Source organism: Streptomyces iconiensis (assembly GCF_028657195.3).
Taxonomy (GTDB): domain Bacteria; phylum Actinomycetota; class Actinomycetes; order Streptomycetales; family Streptomycetaceae; genus Streptomyces; species Streptomyces iconiensis.
Map to the genome: position 1 here is coordinate 1 of NZ_JANCPR020000035.1, position 13,165 is coordinate 13,165.

Genomic DNA, 13,165 nt, shown 5'->3' on the forward strand with positions numbered 1-13,165 from the left:
AGACCGGTGCCCACACCGGTCTGGACCCCGGCCCTGTCCGTCATGGTCCGGGCCGCGTGCTCCCTCTCGGCGGCGCACGCATGCCCCGCGCGGATCAGCGGCAACCGGGACCTGGGCGGTACGACGACGCCCGGCACAGGGGAGCGGTGGACCGTGCCCCCGACGTTCACCGGCCCCCTGGCGAGGACCACGCGGTACGCCTCCGTCAGATCGGGGCCCAGCTCAAGCCCGTGTTCCTGCACCAGGATCCGGTGGCCCTCCTGGTAGGTCGCGATCGCCTCCTGGCGCCTGCCGACCCGGCCCAGCGCACGGATGAGGTGCAGCCGGAAGCGCTCGCGCAGCGGGTGCGCGCGCACCAAGGACCTGAGTTCGCCCAGGACCTCATGGTGCCGTCCGAGGACGAGATCCGTGCCGACCCGCTCCTCGGTCACGATGATCCAGTGGTCCTGGAGCGTGATCGCGCCGGCGCGTATGCCGGGTGCGGAGACCTCCGGCGGGCGGATGTCCTCGAAGGCGGGGCCCCTCCACAGGCTGAGCGCTTTCCGGTAGCTGCGCGCCGCCTCCTCGAACTCACCGCGTGCCGCCGCCCGCCTGGCTTCCTTGACGCATGTGTCGAAGAAGACCAGGTCGATCGACGAGGGTTCCAGTAACAGCAGATAGCCGCCCGCCTGGTTGACGATCTGCGGCCGGCTTTGAGGGGCCTCGTCGGGGAACGCCTGGTTCAGCAGCTCCCGCAGTTTCCACACCTTGATCTGGATCTGCCGCAGCGCGGTGCGCGGCGGGTTGTCCCACAGCGCGGCGGCCAACGCCTCGCCGCCGACCCGGTTGTTGGCCCGCAGGGCCAGTACCGCCAGAAGCGCGCTCTGGAGAGGGTCACCCACCGGGAAACTACTCTCCCCGTCGGTGAGTTCTGTGATTCCCAACAGGCGCAGTCTCACCGGAATCGTGTCGGCGACGGCCGCTGGCTCAGTGAAGCTCGTCAAGTTTTCCCCCATGATGTCCGTGCTTCCCGCGGTGCTGGTGGTGCCTCGTAGCTCCTACGGGGTCGTGAGCGGTACTTCCTCGGGTGTCCCAGGCGCGGATCGGTTGCCGGGGAGACGAAGGCGTCGTGGAGTAGGGACCGGCGTTCGTGGTCAGCGGTCGGATACGGAGTCGGCGGGTGCGGACTGTCCGAAGGTGAGGCGGAACGGGCGTGCCCATGAGGCGTGCGGCAGCTCGGGCAGTCACCGGTGGGGGGCGGTGACCACGGGCTCGGGACGGTGGGTGCGGAAGCGGCGCCGTCAGCACGGCGGGACCACGGTGAAGCGGCCCGGCTCATCGGAAACGCGGCTCTGCACCCATCGGTCACACCTCTGCCCACAGAGCCGGCGGGCCTCGAACCGCGGCTGCTTCGGGCGGAGATGACGGCGTCATCCTGACAAAGAAAGTGCAAAATGCCCAGTGGAACCAAGCTGTCCGCTTATGTGCGGCGCACGCACGGACTCCGGAAGCGTGATCGCGCGTGGTGGCGGACAGGCGTGCGCGGTCCGGCTCCGCACACACCGGGGACCCACCGGAAGCGGGCAGTCCGCCACCAGGGTCCGTAGTGGCCACGCCGCTCTTCCGTGGGAGCATGCATGTCTGGCTCCGTTCCGCCGTCGAGAGACATGCCCTGCCGCGAAGGAGCGCCTGCGGCCGTCGGGCTGTTCCAGGTCTGTGTCTCGGACCCGACGATCCCCCATCGCAAACGGGACTCGCGTCGCCGCGCGCGGATGGCGACAACACGCCAGCGGCCTTGTGCCCGCATCGTGCCCGGTGGTTGCGTGCAGAGCCCTGATCTTCAGGAGAGCCCTCGCGTCATCTCTACGTTCCGCCGCCGTCAGCGAGGCCGGAACCGAGCGTTTGGATCGATAGCCGGATGCTGCACTTCGACGAGTACCCGAACACCGACCTGCTCTACCTCTCCAGGAACGACGTACGGCTCGCGGCCGAGGACGTCGATGTCGTGCCCGTCGTGCGCGACGCGATCGTGCGGCACGCGCAGGGCCTGACCCTGCTGCCCGACGAGGCGTACCTGGGCTGGACGACCGGCGACGGGTTCTCCGCACGTTCCCTGGCCATGCCCGGTGGCATCCACACCGACTCCGGGCTCGAACTGGGGCTGAAGGTGATCAACGCGTCCCTCGGCAACCCGGGCAAGGGCGTGGCGAGGTCCCAGGGGCTGATGCTCCTGTTCGACCACGAACTCGCCTGGCCCCGCGTGGTGATGGAGGCCGCGTACGTCAGCGCCTTCCGTACCGCGGCCGTCAGCGCCGTCGCCGCGCTCGCCCTCGGCGTCCACCCGGTGCGGCGGCTGGCCGTGCTGGGCTGCGGCACGCTGGCGCGCGCCCACGTGCAACTGCTCTCCCGGGTGCTCGAAGGACTGGAGACGATCACGCTCCACGACCTCGACCCCGCGCGCGCGGGCGCCCTCGCCGACGCGATCAACTCCGACCCGGACTTCGCCGGGGTACGCGCCCAGGCAGCGGCCGATCCGGAGACCTGCGTCAAGGACGCCGAGCTGGTGATCCCCGCGACCGTCACCACGGAGGGATACCTGCGTGCCGAGTGGTTCGCGCCCGGGGCGCTGATCGTGCACGTATCGCTGGACGACCTGCTGCCCGAGGTCGTGACGGCTGCCGGCCTCGTGGTCGTCGACGACTGGGGCCTGGTCAGCCACGACCACCGCAGGCTGCTCGGCCGGATGTACCGCGAGGGCACGCTGCTGGGGCCCGGGGGCGAGAGCGCCGAGGACACCGAGCCGGCGCCCGGCGCGCGCCGCGTCGACGGCACGCTGGGCGAGGTGCTGCTGGGTACGGGGCCGGGCCGCGCGGCGGACACGGACGTGGTGGTGTGCAACCCGTTCGGCATGTCGATCCTGGACGTCGCACTGGGCAGCGCGGTGGCCGCAGCCGCCGAGCGGCAGGGGCTCGGGAGGCGCATCCCCCGCTGAACCCGCGTCGGCCGCAGCGCGTCGGTTGTAGCGCGTTCGGCCGCAGCTCGCCCGCCGCAGCTCGCCCGCCGCAGCTCGCCCGTAGCAGCTCGCCCGTAGCAGCGCGTCGCCTCCCGAGCCTCGGCTGTCACTCGTGCACCGCGGCACGCCGGCGAAGCGCTTCCGTGCCGTCGTACGCGACTGCCTCACGGCGGCTCCACGACTGCCTCACGGCGGCCCCACGACAGCCCCAACTCACGTTGTACGCAGGCCCATTGGGCCACGACCGAGGAGAAGCACACCGTGCTCAGACCCCGCGTCATCGTTCCCGCCACGCTGCTCGCGCTGACACTGGGCGCTGTGCCAGCGAGCGCCAGGCCGTCAGCCGAGCCGGCCGAAGCGGTCGCCACGAAGGTGAGCGAGAGGTTCCGCGCCCAGCAGCTCAAGTGGCAGCCCTGCTTCCCGGAGTCGGCGCCCGGGCTGCCGCCCGGCGGCGAGCGGCTGCAGTGCTCCGTCATGAAGGCCCCGCTGGACTGGAACAAGCCGGACCGCGGCACCGTCGACCTCGCCGTCAGCAGGCTCCGTCCCGAGCACGGCGAACCGAAGAACCTGCTGCTGACCAACCCCGGCGGGCCCGGCGAGGAAGGCACGATCGTGCCGCTGCTGTTCCTCGACCCCCGGCACGCCGCCGTCGCCGACTCCTCGGAGATCGTCGGCGTCGACGTACGCGGAACAGGGCGCTCCACCAATGTGACCTGCGGCGGCGAGACGATCGGCCGCGAACGCGATGTGCGCGACCGCGGCCGTACCAACGAGAACGCGATGCTGGACGACGCGGAGAGCATGGCGCGCGCGTGCCAGACCGCCTCGAAGCCGGTCGGCGACTACGTCAACACCGCCCAGACGGTGCGGGACTTCGACCTGCTGCGCTCCCTGCTCGGTCACGACAGGACCAACTTCTTCGGCTTCTCGGCCGGGACCTGGCTGGGCGCGCACTACGCGACGGCGTTCCCCTCGCGGGTCGGCCGCTTCGTCTTCGACTCCAGCGTGAAGTTCACCGGCACCTGGCAGCAGATCTACGCGTTGCAGCCCATGGGGTTCGAACGCCGTTTCCGGCAGGACTTCCTGCCGTGGGCCGCGCGTTACGACGCGGTGTACGGGCTGGGGGATTCGGCGCGCGCCGTGCGTGCCGTGTACGAGCGCACCAGGGCCCAACTGGCCGAGCAGCCGCTGGACATGGGCGACGGCACGGTGGTGACCGCCACCTCGTTCGACTCTCTGATCGCGGGAAACCTCTACAACAAGGCGTACTTCCCGCAGCTCGGCGGGATCCTCGCCGGACTCGACGCGGCGACGGGCGGCTCCACGGCGCGTTCCGGGGACGCGGGCACGAGCGGCGCGGGTACGAGCGGCGCGGGTACGAAGGGTGCCGCCGGCGCGAACGGCGCCAAGGTGAAGAAGGACCTGGCGGAACTGGTCGACGGGGCGCGCGGCAGCGCCAAGATGCCCGGCGTGCCCACCGGCGCACCGGACGCCATCGACGCCACGTTCTACACCGTGGGCTGCAACGACACCCCGTGGCACGGCAACCGCCGTACGCTCGCGGCGAGTTCGGCCCTGCAGGGCAAGATGTTCCCGCTCATCGGCTGGCGCAGCATCGCCGAACCCTGTCTGTTCTGGGACAGGCCGGCCGTCAAGCTGCCCAAGCCGGACGGCAAGGGCCTGCCGCCCGTACTGATGGTGCAGTCCGAGCACGACCCGGCGGCACCGATGGAGGGCGCGAAGCTCGCCAGCGCCGGGTTCGCCGGATCGCGGCTGCTCACGGTCGAGGACGAGGGCGACCACATGCTCTACGGGAACAGCAACCCGTGCGTCGACAACGCGGTGGACTCCTACCTGGCCTCGGGCAAGCTGCCCAGGCGCGGCACCACGTGCACGGGCGGACCGCTGCCCGACCCGACGGCGCCGGAGGGCGCGCGAGGAGAGCACAGCGCCGAGCGGCTGAGCGGCTTCGCCGACAAGCTGCCCCGCTGACCCTGTAGCACGCACGTCACAGGGCTCCGTACCCCTCTGGGGGCGGAGCCCTGTGGCGTCCGGTCATGCCCCCGCCGGCGTCATGGCGGGTGCGATGGTGACACGGCGGCGCCGGATTCCGTGAAAAACATTGCGGTGCATGGGCGTTGGCACAGTATGCTGCACGAGTGAGCGAATCGACTCCGAAAGAACGCGACCGAACATCCGCGCAGAATCTAGGTATTGACGCCGAGGAAATCCACGGCTCGCTTGAGGCGCGAAGGGCACTCGGTCCCGAAGCGGAATCGGACGTCGTCGCCAGCTTTCTGGAGCGGGCGGCGGGCGCGATCGACGCGCGTGTCGATCAGCGCATCGCGGAGAACGCCCCGGCGAGCAACGAAGGTTCGACGGACAGTGGCGGCTTCTGGCTCGCCGCTGTTTCGATCGGTATGGGAATTCCGGTCACGGGCGTGGCCACCTCGTTCAACGATTCGGGAAGTGTGATCGTGGCCGCCGTCGCCTGGGGTGGTATCGCACTCGTGAATGTGGCCTACAACTTCCGCCGGAACCGGTAACCGGAAAATACCGTGGCGCATCGTCGCCACAAGTATCAGGCAGGGCGGTACCCGACTCGTAGGCTTCCCCTATTCACTGTCCCTAGGGGAGGCGACACCTGTGCTCAGAACAATGCTCAAGTCGAAGATTCACCGCGCGACGGTGACGGCCGCTGATCTGAACTACGTCGGGTCCTTGACCCTTGACCCGGATCTGATGGACGCGGCGGACCTGCTCCCGGGCGAGCAGGTCCATGTCGTGGACATCAACAACGGCTCGCGCCTGGAGACCTACGTCATCGAGGGCACGCGCGGCAGCGGTGAGGTGCAGATCAACGGTGCGGCGGCGAGGCTCGTGCACACCGGTGACCTGGTGATCGTGATCGCCTACGGCATGGTGACCGACGAAGAGGCCAGGAGCGGCACCCCGCGGGTGGTCTTCGTCGACGAGCGCAACGCGGTCACGAACGTGGGGGGCGACCCGGGGGCCTGATACCAGGCCCCCGGGCCTGATGCCAGGACCGGTCCCGGCATCAGGAGGCCGTGACGCGGAAGCGCAGGCCGTCCTCCCGGAACCGCGCGACGGCACCGTGCACATCCTCCGCGATGTGCACGGTGTCGAGCCATGTGTCGTCGTAGACGGTGCCGAGGTACTTGCTCCCGTCGTCGGGGCACAGGCACAGCGCCCTGCGCGGGAAGTGCAGCGGGCCCAGGTCGCCGAGGTAGCCGCACAGCACGCTGCCGCTGGACCCGCCCAGCGCGATGCCCGTGTCCTCCAGGAACATCCGGCACGCCGCCACGGTGGCAGCGGGCGTGATCCGGGCCGCCTTGTCGTACGAGCCCCGTGTGAGGAAGGACGAGGCCCTGCTGGCCCCGAGCCCCGCGATCAGGCGCTGGCCGCCCGTCCCGCCGGTCACCACCGACCCCGTGGCGTCGACGGCCACGATCCTGACGCCGGGCGCGACAGCGCGCAGATGCGCGGAGATGCCGGCCAGCGTCCCCCCTGTGGACACGGCGATGTACACGGCGTCCAGGGCGGCCCCGCCCTGCGCGGCGATCTCGGGGCCCGTGGTGTGCTCGTGGATCAGGGGGTTGGCCTGGTTGTGGTACTGGTTCGGCCAGCGGTACTCGGGGTGCTCGGCGCACAGTTCGCGTACCGCTTTGAGCCGGGTCAGAAGGTAACCTCCCTGGCCGTCCGGCTCGTCGACGAACCGCAGTTCCACACCGCTCTCCGTGAGGGAGTCACGGGTCGGCTGTGGTGTTTTCTCGTCGATCACCGCGATGAAATTGCAGTCCAGCAGGCGTACCAGTCTCGCCAGTGCGAGACCGAGGTTCCCCGAGGTCGACTCGACGATGACGGACCCGGGCACAAGTGGATTTATGCGGTCGATTTCGACCAGCAATCCAATTGCTGTCCTGTCCTTGATGGAGCCCGTTGGGTTAAGACTTTCGTGCTTGAGAGCCAGTTCATGCGTGCGCCCTCGGTATTCGACGGCGATATCCGAAATCGGAGTCGCCGAAATATTTGCACGCAGCTCGCCAATTCGCTGCAACAATTTTCTTCTCCCGGGTCGCACGCAGATAATCCGCCAGCCTCAGGATCCGCTTTGACGCCTGTTTTCGGAAGGTGACTGGCGACTTATGGCCACCGGGCGATGCTCCGTGTCAACCGATCGGTTGACACGGAGTTCCATCCGTAGGTCGCTACTGCTTCGGCGCCCGCCGGACAACGATGGGGACATGACCGAAACTGCAGTGCACGTAAGGGGCTTGAGCAAGAGGTACGGCGGTACACCCGTCGTCGACGGACTGGACCTCGACATCGCGCACGGCGAAGTCTTCGCACTGCTCGGGCCGAACGGCGCGGGCAAGACCACGACGGTGGAGATCCTGGAGGGCTACCGCGACCGCGACGCCGGAACCGTCGCCGTCCTGGGCGAGGACCCGGGCAAGGCGGGACGCGACTGGCGCAGCCGGATCGGCATCGTCTCCCAGACGGCGACGGACGCCTCGGAGCTGACGGTCCGCGAGGTGGTGACCCACTTCGCCGCCAACTACCCCAGACACCGCGACCCGGAGACGGTGATCGAGCAGGTCGGCCTCGGCGAGCACGCCAAGAAGCGGGTCGGCAGGCTCTCCGGCGGTCAGCGCCGCAGGGTGGATGTGGCACTCGGCATCATCGGCGACCCGGAACTGCTGTTCCTGGACGAGCCGACGACCGGCTTCGACCCCGAAGCGCGCGTCAAGTTCTGGCAGTTGATCCGCCAGCTCTCCGCAGAGGGCACCACGATCCTGCTGACCACCCACTACCTCGACGAGGTCGAGGCGCTGGCGAACCGGGTCGCGGTGATCGCGCGCGGCCGGCTGAAGACCATCGGCGAGCCGGAGACACTCGGCGGCCGGGCGACGGCGGGCGCTGTCGTCTCCTGGCGCGAGGACGGCCGACTGATGGAGCGGGAGACCACGAACCCGGACCAGTTCGTCGCCGAACTGGTCGGCAAGAGCGGCGGCCACGTGCCGGGCCTCTCGGTGCAGCGCCCCAGCCTTGAGGACGTCTACCTCCAGCTGATCGGCACCTCGGAGGACCTGGACACCACCCCTGAGCTCCGTAAGGAGACAGCATGACCACGCAGACCACACCCTCCGTACGACAGGCACGTCCGCAGCCCCCGAACGTCATCAGGGTCGGGCTGTCGCGCGGCGCCCTGGAACTCAGGCAGTTCTTCAGGGAGCGGGACGCGGTCGTCTTCACCTTCTCCCTGCCGGTGGTGATGCTGGTGCTGCTCGCCGGCATCTTCAACGACACCATCCCGGACACCGGCGTCAAGGCCAGCCAGGTCTTCGCGGCCAGCATGATCGCGGCGGGCATCATGTCCACCACGTTCGTCAGCCTCGGCACCGGGATCGCCCAGGACCGCGAGGACGGCACACTCAAGCGGCTGCGCGGCACCCCGACCCCGATGACGTCGTACTTCATCGGCAAGGTCCTCATGGTCCTGGTGGTGAGCTTCGCCGAGGTCATCGTGCTTCTCGCGCTCGGCAAGGTCATGTTCGACCTTCAGATGCCGAGCGACGCGGGCAAGTGGCTGACGTTCGGCTGGGTCTTCCTGCTCGGCGTGATCGGATGCGCCCTGCTGGGCATCGCGATCAGCAGCGTTCCCCGGTCGGCGAAGAGCGCATCGGCCGTCATCATGCTGCCCTTCATTGGTCTACAGTTCGTTTCCGGTGTGCTGTTCAACCCGATCAAGGAACTGCCGTCGCCGATGGTCGAGATCGGCTCCTTCTTCCCGCTCAAGTGGATGGCGCAGGGCTTCCGTTCGGTGTTCCTGCCCGATTCGATGACGTTCCAGGAGGTCGCAGGGTCATGGGAACCGGGAAGGACGGCTCTGGTGCTCGTGGCCTGGTGCGTCGGTGGTCTGGTGCTGTGTCTGCTGACCTTCCGGTGGAAGAACAGCCGGCAAGGATAGGCAGGGCCCGGCACGAGTGGCTGCGCGGATACCTCATATGGGACTGCTACTACGCGGTCGCGTTCGCCGCGACCATCACGTTCGTCCTGACCCTTGAGGACACCACCGCCAAGGACGAGTCACTCGCCTCGGTACTGCTGGCCTGCTGCGCCGCCTGGTACGCCGGGTACGGCAGAAGGCTGATGCGCACGGACGACCAGAGCTGGCGGGGATTGCTGTACCTCGGTGTACTGCTGGGCCTCTTCTCGGCGGCCGACACCTTCGCCTCCGCCAGCTCGATCGCGCTCATCGTGATCATCCCGCAGACCTACTGGACGCTGCGGCCACTGCACGCGACCGGCGCCGTGGTCCTGTTCGCGCTGGTGCCGCTGACCGTGAACACCTTCCGTACCGGGGCCTTCGTCCGCAGCGTCGCTGACCAGGGCCCCACGGCGCTCGTGATCATCGTGCTCTCCGCCATCTTCGGCACCTGGGTGCACCGGATCATCGACCAGAGCCGCGAGCGCGCCGACCTCATCGAGGAACTGGCCTCCACGCGCGCCGAGTTGGCCGAGGTCTCCCGGGAGGCGGGGGTGGCGGCCGAGCGCGAGCGGCTGGCGGGGGAGATCCACGACGCCATCGCACAGGGCCTCAGCAGCATCGTCATGCTGGTGCAGGCCACCGGCTCGACGCTGGACCAGATGACGGGTCTGCCGGCGGGACACGGCAAGACGGTCGACCAGGCACGCCACCAGCTCGACCTGGTCGCCCGCACCGCCAGGGAGAGCCTCGCCGAGGCGGGCGCCCTGGTGGAGGCGCTGCGGCCGACGGCGCTCGACACGGGTTCGCTGCCTGAGGCGCTGCGCAGGCTCACCGACCGGGCGGCCGAGGGCGGCTGGCTCACGACCAGCTTCTCGCTGCACGGCGAGCCGGACGCGCTGCCCGTGGCCGTCGAAGTGGTCATCCTGCGCGTGGCACAGGAAGCGCTGACCAACGTACGCAAGCACGCGCGCGCTTCCTCGGCGCAGGTCACCCTCAGCTACGCCGAGCAGACCGTCACCGTGAGCGTGCGGGACGACGGGAAGGGTATCGAGCCCGACGAGGAGCCACACGGCTACGGTCTCGTGGGCATGAGCCGGCGGGTGGAGCAGGTGGGCGGGAAACGCCACCTCGACAGCACGCCGGGCCAAGGGACCATGGTGTCCGTGGAGGTGCCGAGATGACCGGAACGATCGCTGTGCTGATCGTCGACGACCATCCCGTCGTCCGGATGGGTCTGTGCGGAATGCTCGCGAACGAGGACGACATCGAGGTCGTCGGCGAGGCGGGCAGCGCGGACGAGGCCGTGGCACTGACCCACGCGCTCGACCCCGACGTGGTGCTGATGGATCTGCGGATGCCGGGCGGGGGCGTGGAGGCGACCGCACGGCTGGCCAAGGAGAAGCCCAAGAGCCGCGTTCTGGTCCTCACCACCTACGGCACCGACGACCAGATCCTCAGCGCCGTCGAGGCGGGCGCCACCGGCTACCTGCTCAAGCACGCCGACCGTGCCGACCTGCTCCAGGCGATCCGCAGCGCGGCCACGGGCGAGACCGTACTGGCGCCCTCCGTCGCCGCGCGGCTGACCAGGCGGGTACGCGCCCCCAAGCGGGACAGCCTCTCGGCCCGCGAGTCCGAGGTGCTGCGCCTGGTCGCCCGCGGCCTGAGCAACCCCGCGATCGGTGCGGCGCTGTGCATCAGCGAGGCGACGGTGAAGACCCATATGATCCGGATCTTCGGCAAGCTCGGCGTCGACGACCGTACGGCAGCGGTGATGGTCGCCGTCAGCAGAGGCTTCATCACCGTCGAGGACTGAAGGGCCCGAAGGGGCCGAACGGGCCCGGCGGTCCTGCGCGTCCGCGGCGCCGCCGGATCGGTGGCGGTCCCGGAGCGGTGACGGCCCCCGAGCGGTGGCGGTCCCGGCTCAGTGCGGGAGGCTCGCCTTGGCGAGGAAGTCCAGGAGCAGCGCGTTGACCTCGTCGGGGCGCTCCAGGAAGCCGAAGTGGCCGCAGCCGGCGACCTCTTCGTAGCGGGCGCCCTCGATCGCGTCGGCGACCTCTCTGACCAGCTCGGGAGGCATCAGCACATCGTGCGGGAAGCCGACCACGAGGGCTGGGCAGTCGATGCCGGGCAGCTCGTGGGCCCACTCGTCGACGGAGAGCGTGGCCAGGTACTGCCGGGCGGCGCCCTCGCCCTGGACCGGGCTGAGGGTCATCAGGTCGAGCCACTCCCGCGCGAACCGGTCGTCGAGCAGCGTCGCGGGCGCGAAGAGCTGGGACATCGTGGAGGCAGCCGCGTAGTCGGCCGGCACCGAGCCCGAACGGGCCGCCTGCGCGACGGACTTGACGAGCGCGGCCGTGAACAGCGGCGTACGGGCCCTGGTGGCCAGCAGGGTGACCGAGCTGACGAGGTCGGGCCGCAGCGCGGCCAGGCGCTGGGCCACCAGCGCGCCGAGCGACGAGCCGACCAGATGGCAGGGCTCGCCCGCCACGTCCTGGATCACGCGGGCCGCGTCCGTGACGAGTTCGGCGAAGCGCACGGGGCCCTCGGGCACGAACTCAGCCGTGGCACCGCGGTGTTCGAAGGTGAGCGCGCGGTACCCGGCGGCGCTCAGCGCGGGCACCTGGTGCAGGAGCCACACCGCCGACCGGGTCGCCGCCGGGGCGAGCAGCAGCACGGGCCGGCCGGAACCGGCGCTCTGGTGGGGCGGAAGGAGGGGCGGGCGTGGCGGGTGTGTCATCGGGTCACTTCTCTCCGCCTGGTTGGCCGCTGGTCTCTTCGCCTGGCTGCCCTGCGGGCTCGCTGCCCGCATGATAGTCGGGGGACCAGATGCCGTCCTTGAGCTTGCTGAACCCGATGACGGTGAGCACCGTGGCGATGAGCGCGGCGAGGATCAGCGGCGTACGCAGGCCGAACTCCCGGTCCGTCAGGACCTCCGAGCCGGTCACGATCAGTCCGCCGAGCACGGAGCCCAGCGGCAGCGGGCCCCAGGCGAGCAGCCGGTAGATGCTGTTGACGCGGCCCATCATCTCCTCGGGGACGATCCGCTGGCGGTAGCTGACCGTCAGCACGTTCCAGATGGTGGAGAGCATTCCGCCGCCCGCGATGGCAACGGCGACGACGACGGCGTTGCTCGCCACCCCGATGGCCAGGCTGGTCGCGGCGTTGCCCGCCAGGCTGATCAGCAGGATTCTGCGGGCTCCGAGGCGCCGCTCCAGGGTGCTGGTCAGCCAGGCGCCGAGCATCGCGCCCACGCCGCCGGCCAGGAAGAGCAGGCCGAACTGGGCGGCGCCCAGGCCGAGGATGGTCTGTGCGAACAGCACCTGGGTGGAGACCGCTATGGCGCTGCTGAGGTTGAGCAGCCCGAGGAAGAGCCCCAGGGTGCGCAGTTGGCGGTGGTTCCAGAAGTACCGCAGCCCCTCGGCCATCTCCGCGCGCACCGTGCGTTTGGGCCGGTCGCGGTTGCGGGGCGCGAGCACGACGAAGACCATCAGCGCTGCCGCGAGCCCGAACAGCCCGCCCTCGAAGACGAACGGCAGCATCAGCGAGGAGCCGAGCAGCAGACCTCCCAGCCAGGGCCCGATGAACAGGCCGCCCACCGTGTCGGTCATCACCAGATAGCCGTTGGCGCGCTCCAGCAGGGACGAGGGCACCAGCCTGGGTATGACGACCTGGCTGGTGTTCTCGTTGACCACGGTGGCCGAGCCGATGAGGAACGCGACGGTGTAGATCAGGGCCAGCGGGGTGGAGCCGAACGCGACGGCCAGCGCCACACCCGTTGCGACCAGCGCGCGGAAGACATGGGTGACGGCCAGTGTCCAGCGGTGGTTCGTCCGGTCGATGAAGACGCCGGCGGGCAGGCTGGCCAGCAGCCAGGGCAGTTCGAGCAGCATGGCGACGCCCGAGATGAGCAGCGCGCTGTCCGTCACCGAGGTGGCCAGCCAGGGGAAGGCGACCGAGCTGATGCCGGAGGCCAGGTTCGCCAGGAACATCCCTCCGCACACGGCCGCGAAGCCGAGGCCGAAGCGTGGCCGCGCGGCCGGTTCCTCCGTGCTCGGCGCTGTTGCCGTCGGTGTCACGTCTCCCGCTTCCCGTCGCTGAGTTCGCCCCGCATCGGCTCAGGACATGGCAGCGGACGGTGTTCCGTCAACGCGGTGTCGAGT

General features: G+C 69.7%; 12 protein-coding genes. 8 read left to right on the top strand and 4 right to left on the bottom strand.

The genetic code is table 11. The features are described 5' to 3' along the window. Positions 1-881 (bottom strand): AfsR/SARP family transcriptional regulator (locus NMN56_RS29425; RefSeq protein ID WP_283742519.1); only part of this gene is annotated, 881 nt, incomplete at its 3' end. A gap of 1,016 nt (positions 882-1,897) precedes the next feature. Between NMN56_RS29425 and NMN56_RS29430 the strand changes: the two genes are divergently transcribed. The 4 genes from NMN56_RS29430 to panD all read left to right on the top strand — a co-directional run bounded on the left by NMN56_RS29430 (position 1,898) and on the right by panD (position 6,010). Continuing rightward, the gene (locus NMN56_RS29430) at positions 1,898-2,971 is read left to right on the top strand and encodes an ornithine cyclodeaminase (protein ID WP_274042093.1); all 1,074 of its coding nucleotides are present in this window, start codon (positions 1,898-1,900) and stop codon (positions 2,969-2,971) included. Between the two features lie 282 nt (positions 2,972-3,253). After that, a complete protein-coding gene (locus NMN56_RS29435) occupies positions 3,254-4,984 on the top strand; it encodes an alpha/beta hydrolase (RefSeq protein ID WP_274042094.1) in 1,731 nt (576 codons plus the stop codon). Positions 4,985-5,151: 167 nt separating this feature from the next. Beyond that, the gene (locus tag NMN56_RS29440; protein WP_274042095.1) at positions 5,152-5,538 is read left to right on the top strand and encodes a hypothetical protein; all 387 of its coding nucleotides are present in this window, start codon (positions 5,152-5,154) and stop codon (positions 5,536-5,538) included. Between the two features lie 100 nt (positions 5,539-5,638). Then, positions 5,639-6,010 (top strand): aspartate 1-decarboxylase, encoded by a 372-nt coding sequence (panD, locus tag NMN56_RS29445; RefSeq protein WP_274042096.1) that lies wholly within the window; start codon positions 5,639-5,641, stop codon positions 6,008-6,010. A 40-nt stretch (positions 6,011-6,050) separates the two neighbouring features. Here the strand turns inward: panD and NMN56_RS29450 are convergent, their stop codons facing one another. Next, positions 6,051-7,094 carry a pyridoxal-phosphate dependent enzyme gene (locus NMN56_RS29450; protein WP_280842723.1) on the bottom strand — a complete coding sequence of 348 codons (1,044 nt, stop codon included), beginning with the start codon at positions 7,092-7,094 and terminating at the stop codon, positions 6,051-6,053. A 163-nt stretch (positions 7,095-7,257) separates the two neighbouring features. On the opposite strand from NMN56_RS29450, the gene NMN56_RS29455 reads away from it, so the two are divergent. From NMN56_RS29455 to NMN56_RS29470, 4 genes are read left to right on the top strand one after another with little or no spacing between them, the layout of a single operon-like run. Then, positions 7,258-8,142 carry an ABC transporter ATP-binding protein gene (locus NMN56_RS29455; protein ID WP_274042098.1) on the top strand — a complete coding sequence of 295 codons (885 nt, stop codon included), beginning with the start codon at positions 7,258-7,260 and terminating at the stop codon, positions 8,140-8,142. Next, positions 8,139-8,984, top strand: a complete 846-nt coding sequence (locus tag NMN56_RS29460) for an ABC transporter permease (protein WP_274042099.1) — start codon at positions 8,139-8,141, stop codon at positions 8,982-8,984. The genes NMN56_RS29455 and NMN56_RS29460 overlap by 4 nt, the downstream gene beginning before the upstream one ends. Then, on the top strand, positions 8,942-10,186 hold the full coding sequence (locus NMN56_RS29465; protein ID WP_274042100.1) for a sensor histidine kinase: 1,245 nt from the start codon (positions 8,942-8,944) through the stop codon (positions 10,184-10,186). Before NMN56_RS29460 ends, NMN56_RS29465 begins: the two co-directional genes overlap by 43 nt. Next, complete coding sequence (locus tag NMN56_RS29470) at positions 10,183-10,818, top strand: response regulator (protein ID WP_274042102.1); 636 nt, start codon at positions 10,183-10,185, stop codon at positions 10,816-10,818. Before NMN56_RS29465 ends, NMN56_RS29470 begins: the two co-directional genes overlap by 4 nt. A gap of 108 nt (positions 10,819-10,926) precedes the next feature. On the opposite strand, the gene NMN56_RS29475 is transcribed toward NMN56_RS29470, so the two are convergent. Next, positions 10,927-11,742 (bottom strand): alpha/beta fold hydrolase, encoded by an 816-nt coding sequence (locus NMN56_RS29475; protein WP_274042103.1) that lies wholly within the window; start codon positions 11,740-11,742, stop codon positions 10,927-10,929. Positions 11,743-11,746: 4 nt separating this feature from the next. Then, positions 11,747-13,081, bottom strand: coding sequence for an MFS transporter (locus NMN56_RS29480; protein ID WP_274042104.1), 1,335 nt, complete (start codon positions 13,079-13,081; stop codon positions 11,747-11,749). Positions 13,082-13,165: the final 84 nt, after the last annotated feature.

Coding starts and splice junctions, on each gene's coding strand:
- NMN56_RS29430 (WP_274042093.1), top strand. CDS start 1,898: ATGCTGCACTTCGACGAGTACCCGAACACCGACCTGCTCTACCTCTCC.
- NMN56_RS29455 (WP_274042098.1), top strand. CDS start 7,258: ATGACCGAAACTGCAGTGCACGTAAGGGGCTTGAGCAAGAGGTACGGC.
- NMN56_RS29460 (WP_274042099.1), top strand. CDS start 8,139: ATGACCACGCAGACCACACCCTCCGTACGACAGGCACGTCCGCAGCCC.
- NMN56_RS29470 (WP_274042102.1), top strand. CDS start 10,183: ATGACCGGAACGATCGCTGTGCTGATCGTCGACGACCATCCCGTCGTC.
- NMN56_RS29475 (WP_274042103.1), bottom strand. CDS start 11,742: ATGACACACCCGCCACGCCCGCCCCTCCTTCCGCCCCACCAGAGCGCC.